This is a genomic window from Leisingera aquaemixtae (assembly GCF_019801145.1).
GTDB lineage: Bacteria > Pseudomonadota > Alphaproteobacteria > Rhodobacterales > Rhodobacteraceae > Leisingera > Leisingera aquaemixtae_A.
On the sequence record NZ_JAHVJQ010000025.1, the window covers coordinates 1 to 6,963 of the forward strand.

General features: G+C 69.4%; 6 protein-coding genes. 3 read left to right on the plus strand and 3 right to left on the minus strand.

The genetic code is table 11. From position 1 onward, the window contains the following. The first annotated feature begins 19 nt into the window (after window positions 1-19). The 3 genes from KUW17_RS22965 to KUW17_RS22975 are packed head-to-tail and all read left to right on the plus strand — an operon-like array spanning window position 20 to window position 4,609. Window positions 20-2,641 (plus strand): cation-translocating P-type ATPase, encoded by a 2,622-nt coding sequence (locus KUW17_RS22965; protein ID WP_222482623.1) that lies wholly within the window; start codon window positions 20-22, stop codon window positions 2,639-2,641. 44 nt (window positions 2,642-2,685) lie between these two features. Beyond that, complete coding sequence (locus KUW17_RS22970) at window positions 2,686-3,399, plus strand: VIT1/CCC1 transporter family protein (protein WP_222482628.1); 714 nt, start codon at window positions 2,686-2,688, stop codon at window positions 3,397-3,399. A 58-nt stretch (window positions 3,400-3,457) separates the two neighbouring features. Then, entirely contained in the window at window positions 3,458-4,609 is a 1,152-nt protein-coding gene (locus KUW17_RS22975; protein ID WP_222482624.1) for a site-2 protease family protein, read from the plus strand. An 82-nt stretch (window positions 4,610-4,691) separates the two neighbouring features. Here the strand turns inward: KUW17_RS22975 and KUW17_RS22980 are convergent, their stop codons facing one another. The 3 genes from KUW17_RS22980 to KUW17_RS22990 are packed head-to-tail and all read right to left on the minus strand — an operon-like array spanning window position 4,692 to window position 6,863. Further along, the gene (locus tag KUW17_RS22980) at window positions 4,692-5,129 is read right to left on the minus strand and encodes a host attachment protein (protein WP_222482625.1); all 438 of its coding nucleotides are present in this window, start codon (window positions 5,127-5,129) and stop codon (window positions 4,692-4,694) included. Further along, window positions 5,126-5,959, minus strand: a complete 834-nt coding sequence (locus tag KUW17_RS22985) for a formate/nitrite transporter family protein (protein ID WP_222482626.1) — start codon at window positions 5,957-5,959, stop codon at window positions 5,126-5,128. Before KUW17_RS22985 ends, KUW17_RS22980 begins: the two co-directional genes overlap by 4 nt. Before the next feature lie 58 nt (window positions 5,960-6,017). Further along, entirely contained in the window at window positions 6,018-6,863 is an 846-nt protein-coding gene (locus tag KUW17_RS22990; RefSeq protein ID WP_222482627.1) for a universal stress protein, read from the minus strand. Between the last annotated feature and the right edge of the window lie 100 nt (window positions 6,864-6,963).

Sequence of the window (6,963 nt, forward strand, 5' to 3'; positions counted from 1 at the left end):
GGTCAGCGGAGGTCGGAGCATGGGAGAGCCTGTTGAGGAGCGCGGCGGCGGGCCGCTTTGCGGGCTGACGCGGCAGCAGGCTGAGGCGGCGCGGCGGACGTTTGGCTGGAACGAGCTGCCGCGGGGCCGGCGCACCGGGCCGCTGAAAGTGTTCCTGCGCCAGTTCAGCAATTTTCTGGTGCTGATCCTGATTGCCGCCGGGATCATCGCCTTCACGCTGGGCGAATATGCCGACACGCTGGCGATCGGGCTGGTGATTGGGCTGAACGGGATCCTGGGCTTTGTGCAGGAATGGCGGGCGGAGACCGCGCTGGAAAGCCTGCGCAGCATGCTGTCGCCGCAGGCGCTGGCGGTGCGGGACGGGCGCGAGCAGGTGATTGAGGCGCGCGAACTGGTGCCGGGCGATCTGATCATCCTGGAGGCGGGCGCGCGGGTGCCCGCCGATGCGCATCTGGAGGAAGCTGCCGGGCTGCGGCTGGATGAAAGCGCGCTGACCGGGGAATCGGTTCCGGTGGACAAGGCGCCCGGCACAGACGCCGCGGAGGTGTTTGCCGGCACGGTGGTGGCGGCGGGGCGGGCGCTGGCGGTGGTCACGGCGACCGGCGCGCGCACCGCCTTCGGGGAGATCGCGGCGCTGACCGGGGCGGTGGGGCTGAAGAAGACCAATCTGCAGGTGCAGCTGGGCCGCCTGGCGCGGCAGCTGGGGTTTGCGGCGCTGGCCATCGCCTCCGCGATCCTGGCGCTGGGGCTTTACATGGGGCGGGACGCGGCGGAGATGTTCATGACCGGCCTGTCGCTGTCGGTGGCGATGGTGCCGGAGGGGCTGCCCGCGGTGGTCACCATCACCCTGGCGCTGGGGGCGGCGGCGATGGTGCGCCAGAAGGCGCTGGCGCGCCGCCTGCAGGCGGTGGAAACGCTGGGTGCGGCCTCGGTGATCTGCACCGACAAGACCGGCACCCTGACCGAGAACAAGATGACCGTGACCCGGGTCTGGACGCTGGACCGCAGCTATCAGGTCACCGGCACCGGCTATGACCCGGCCGGCCATATTGCCTGGGAGGGGGCGGTCACCGGCGCGCGGGAGGATGCGGTGCTGGCAGAGCTGCTGGAAGCGGGGCTGACCTGCACCCATGCCAGCCTGCACCGCGAGGGCGGCCACTGGCAGATGACCGGCGCCCCGACCGAGGGCGCGCTGGTCACCCTCGGCTACAAGGGCTGGGCGGAACTGCCGCCGCCGGATGCGGTGGCGGCGGAAATCCCGTTCAGCAGCGAGCGCAAGCGGATGAGCGTGCTGGTGCGGGGCAGCAGCGGCGAAAAGGTTCTGACCAAGGGCGCGCCGGAGCAGGTTCTGGGCATCTGCACAGAGGTGCTGACCCAGGACGGCCCGCGGAAGCTGGGTGCGGAGGAAGCGGCAGCCATCACCGAAGCCTATGAGGCGATGGCCGCGGAGGGGCTGCGGGTGATCGGCCTGGCAGCCGGGGCAGCGCAGGGCGGAGAGATCCGCGAGCAGGATATGACCTTCCTCGGGCTGGCCGGGCTGATCGACCCGCCGCGGCCGGAGGTGCGGGCCGCAATCGGCGCGGCCCGGTCGGCGGGCATCCGGGTGATCATGATCACCGGCGACAGCCCGCTGACCGCTGAGGCGATTGCCGCCCAGCTGGGCCTGCCTGCCGGAAAGACCCTGACCGGCGACGCGCTGGAGGCGCTGGAGGATGCGGAGCTGGACCAGCTCTTGCAGCAGGATGTGCTGTTTGCCCGCACAAGGCCCGCCCACAAGATGCGGATCGTCTCCGCCCTGCAGGGGCAGCATCAGATCGTGGCGATGACCGGCGACGGGGTGAACGATGCGCCGGCCCTGAAACAGGCCGACATCGGCGTCTCGATGGGGGTGCGGGGCACGGATGTGGCCAAGGATGCCTCCGACCTGGTGCTGCTGGACGATAATTTCGCCACCATCGTGCGGGCCATCGGCGAGGGGCGGCGGCAGTTCACCAATGTGCGCAAATTCGTGCGCTACCTGCTGTCCTCCAACGCGGGCGAGGTGATTGCGCTGCTGATCAACATCCTGATCGGCGGGCCGCTGATATTCCTGGCCACCCAGATCCTGTGGATGAACCTGGTCACGGACGGGGTGACGGCGGTGGCGCTGGGGCTGGAGAAGGGCGAGCCGGACCAGATGGAGCATCCGCCGCGCCGGAAAGACACGCCGATCGTGGGGCAGGGCGGGCTGCTGACCATTCTGGCGCTGGGGCTTTATACCGGGCTCGCCAGCCTGTGGCTGTTCCTGCATCTGCTGGACGGCAACGAGGATCTGGCCCGCACCGCCGCCTTTACCGCGATGGTGGTCTTTGAGAAGGCCAGCGTCTTTGCCTTCCGCTCGCTGCATCTGCCGTGCTGGCGGATCGGGTTCTTCAGCAATCCGCTGCTGCTGGCGGCGCTGGCGGTGACCATCGGGGCGCAGGCGGCGGCGGTGTACTGGCCGCCGCTGCAGGTGCTGCTGCACACGGTGCCGCTGCAGGCGGAGCACTGGGGGCTGATCGCGCTGCTGGTGCTGCCGATCCTGCTGGTGCCGGAGGCGCTGAAAACCCTGCGCTACCTTGCCGGGCGCCGCCGCCAGGGGCGGGCAGCCGTGGCGGCTTGACCTCCCTCAATGCGGCGGCGGATGTGCCGGTCCATGCTGCGGGCATGAAGGGCGACCACGGGCACAGCAAGGAAGAAATCGCGCGCCGCCTGGCCGGCAGCAACGGCACCGGGCGGCTGCGGGACGCGGTCTACGGCGGCATTGACGGCGCGGTCACCACCTTTGCGATTGCCGCGGGCGTCGAGGGGGCCGGGTTCTCGCCAGCCGTGATCATCGCCCTGGGCATTGCCAACGTGCTGGCGGACGGGTTTTCCATGGCGGCGGCCAACTACCTGGGCACCAAGGCGGATCTGGACGACCGGCGGCGGCTCTACAAGGTGGAGAAACGCCATATCCGCCAGTATCCTGACGGCGAGCGCGAGGAGCTGCGCCAGATCTTCCAGGAGCTGGGGCTGAGCGGCGAGGTGCTGGAAGGGGCGGTGCGGTCGGTTGCCGCCAAGCCGGAGAAATGGGTGTCGCTGATGCTGACCAGCGAATACGGGCTGGCGCCGGCCGAGCCCAACCCGGTGGCGGCGGCGCTGACGACCTTTGCCGCCTTCATGGCAGCGGGTATCGTGCCGCTCTTGCCCTTCATGCTGGGGCTGCCGGATCCGTTTCTGACGGCGGCCCTTGCCACCGGGGCGGTGTTTTTCGGCATCGGCGCCAGCAAGAGCGCCTGGTCGCTGGCGCCCTGGTGGAAATCCGGGCTGGAGACGCTGCTGATCGGCTCCTGCGCTGCTGCGGTGGCCTATCTGGCGGGCAGCCTGTTCCGGGCTTGAGCCGGATCAAGAGGGGGCGGGCCGGTTTGGCCCTAAAATGCAGGCCGGAGGGGAGCCGATGTTTTCAAACGCCATCAAGATCGCCACCCTGCAGGGGTTTGACATCCGCATCGACCCGAGCTGGGCGCTGATTGCCGCGCTAATCACCTGGAGCCTGTCGACGCAGTTCTTCCCGATGGTCTATCCCGGTGCCAGCGGCAGCGTGTATTTCACCCTGGCGCTGCTGGCGATGCTGGGGTTCTTCGGCTCGCTGATCCTGCACGAGATGTCCCATTCGGTGGTGGCCCGCCGGTATGGCGTTGAGATCAAGGGGATCACGCTGTTCATCTTCGGCGGGGTCGCCGAGCTGGGATCGGAGCCGAAGACCGCCGCCAGCGAGTTCTGGATTGCCATTGCCGGCCCGCTGATGAGCTTTGCGCTGGCCTTGGCCTTCTGGCTGCTGGCGCAGGCGGGCGGGTGGCTGGCGCCGGAGATGGCGCTGAACCACGTGCTGGGCTACCTGGCGCTGATCAACATGGTGCTGGCGGTGTTCAACCTGGCGCCGGCCTTTCCGCTGGATGGCGGGCGGATATTGAGGGCCTACCTGTGGAGCCGCAGCCGCGATCTGCTGCAGGCGACCGCCACCGCCACCCGGATCAGCAGCTACCTGGCCTATGCGCTGATTGCCTTCGGCGTTGTGGGGCTGTTCTCCGGCAACCCGGTGGCCGCGCTGTGGCAGGTGCTGATCGGGGTGTTTGTGCTGACCGCGGCCAAGGGCACCTATGCCCATCAGCTGCAGGCGGCGGCGTTCAAGGGCAAGACGGTGGCCGTCCTGATGACCCGCGAGACGGTCTCGGCGGCGCCGGATATCAGCCTGCAGCAGCTGGCGGACGGGGTGATGCTGGCGGAGCGCAAGAGCTTTGTGCCGGTGGTGCTGGGCGATGTGCTGCTGGGCTATGCCGACACCGGGCTGCTGGCGCGGACCCCGCGCGCGGACTGGGCGGCAACCCGTGTCGGCGATGTCTATGTGGCGGCGGATGCGGACAACACGGTCGGCCCGGAGATGCCGGCCGCGGAGCTGATGGCGAAGATCTCCGCCACCGGGCGGCGCAAATTCCTGGTGGCGCAGGGGCGCCGGCTGCTGGGGGTGGTCACCCTGGCCGACCTGACGGGCTACCTGGCGGTGCTGCAGGAAATCCGGCTGCCGGGCGGCAAGGCGGGGCGGAGCTGAGGCGATGAAACAGATACTGATCGTGCAGGCCCACCCGGACGCAACGGGGCAGCGGCGCGCTAGCGTCAGGCTCCCGGACTGGTCAGGCCGCGATGATGTCCTTCAGGTGGCCGGCGATGTCGTCCAGCCCGGCATGGGTCAGATCCTTGTCAGCCTCGCCGATCACCTTGGCCTTCAGCGCGTCCGGCAAGGCGGCCCGCAGCTGGCCCAGCATATGCGGCGCAGCCGTCAGGATCAGCTGGTCGAACACTCCTGCAGCATGCCGTTTTTCCAGATCTTTTGCGATCAGGCGCGCAAAGGCTGCCTCGGCGGCCTCCTTGGGATCGCTGGCTTCGAAGGCGGCCGCCCCATGCGCGCCGCTGATCGGATGGCTGCCGGCGCGGTCGGCATTCTCCACCACTGGCGGCGCCTGCAAGGCATGCCCGGCGGACGCGGTGAACCCCTTGCCCGGACCGCGGTTTTCGACGATGCGCGCGGTGCGGGCATTTGCAAGAACGGCGAGGGTGACAATTGGTTTCATGGGTTCTCTCCAGTTGCTGAAGGTTGGTTGCATCCGCCCTGCACCGGCTGCGGCCGGCCGCCCAGGAAGGCAAACCAGTAGGCCAGGGCGACGCCGCCCGCGCCGCCGGCGATGTTGCCGAGAGTGACCCAGAACAGGTTGGCGGCTGCCGCGGAAAGGGGGATGCCCGCGCCGGCGCCCCAGGCCTGGGGGAAGAAATACATGTTGGCGATGGAGTGCTCGAGACCCAGGAGCACGAAGGCGGTGATCGGCCAGAGGATGGCCAGGACCTTGCCGGCCGCGGTGCGGGCGGCAAAGGACAGCCAGACCGCGAGGCAGACCAGGGCGTTGCAGAGGGCGCCGCGCATGAAGGCCTGGAGCGGCGCCAGGTCCGCCTTGGCCCCGGCAAGGGCCGCGGCGGTATCCCCCATTGCGCCGTCCAAAAGCCCGGTGAGGGCAAAGGCGGCGGCCAGCCCGGCGGCGCCGGCCAGGTTGCCGGCATAGACCACGCCCCAGCTGCGCAGCAGCAGGCGCAGCGGGATCTTGCGGTCCACCGCGGCGATCACCATCAGCACGTTGCCGGTGAACAGCTCCGCGCCGGCAATCACCACCAGGATCAGGCCGAGGGAGAACACCGCGCCGCCCAGCACCCGGACCGGCCCGGTCACGGGGGCGGCGCCGGTGAGGGTCATGGTATAGGCCGCCGCGCCGAAGCCGATGAAGGCGCCTGCCAGCATGGCCAGAACGAACATCTGCGGCAGCGGCAGACGGGCCTTGGCGGTTCCGGCACTTTCCACCAGCGCCGCAATCTCGGCGGGCTTGTAGGCATCAAACGGGGCCTGGCTGGTCATCGGTCGGCTCCTGAAGCTATGGGCGCAAAGGGGCGGGGCGGCGGCCGCTGGCAAGGGCTCAGTGGGCGAACAGCACCGGCAGCCCGGTCTGTTCTATCATCGTGCGGGTGGTGCCGCCAAACACGGCCTCGCGCAGGCGGGAATGGCCGTAGGCACCCATCACCACCAAGCCGGCCCCGGCCTCGCGGGCGCGCTGCTGGATGCCGTGGCCGACGTCATGGCCGCCGCTGGGGAATTGCGAGACGGTGACATTGCAGCCGTGGTGGCTGAGCCAGGCGGCAGCATCGGTGCCCGGGTCCTCGCCGTCGCGCTGGTCGGAGGCGCTGGATTCAAAGCAGCCGATCACCACTTCCTGCGCATGGCGCAGATAGGGCAGCGCCGCATGGGCGGCGCGGGAGGCGGCAAGGCTGCTGTCCCAGGCCAGGAAGATGCGGCTGTAGCTGCCGAAGGGCGCGCCGTTCACGATCACCGGAACCGGCGACTGGAACAGCAGGCCGTGCAGGGCTTCGCGGAACACCGCCTCGTGGTCCCTGAGGCCATCGGCGAACTGCGCGATATCGCAGGACTTTGCCCGCTGGGCGCAGAGCAGCCGGATGTCGGCGCTGGCGCAGACCGCATATTGCACGTCGCCGGAGCAGGTGCTGCGGGTCAGGAGATCGTTCACTTCACCGGCGCGGGTTTCGGCCGCCTGCCGCGCCTCATGGAGGCGGTCGACCCAGTCCGCGGGCATTGCAGCCGCGCCAAAGGCAGTTGCGCCGGAGACGAAATAGGGCCTGCCGGGCGGATTATCCAGCAGCAGGCAGGCCAGGTAGGCGTCCTGGGCCTGCGCCGCCTCGGCGGCGGCGGTGACGGTTTCGTCGCTGGTGTCTGCGGCGAGCACGAAGAGAGAGGTTTTGCGTTGCATGGCGGGCCTCCGGGAGCTGGTTCGCGGCAGGCGGGCATGCACACCGCGTCAGCCAGTAGACCAGATCTGCGGCCGGGCGCGATGATCCTGATCAATCCGC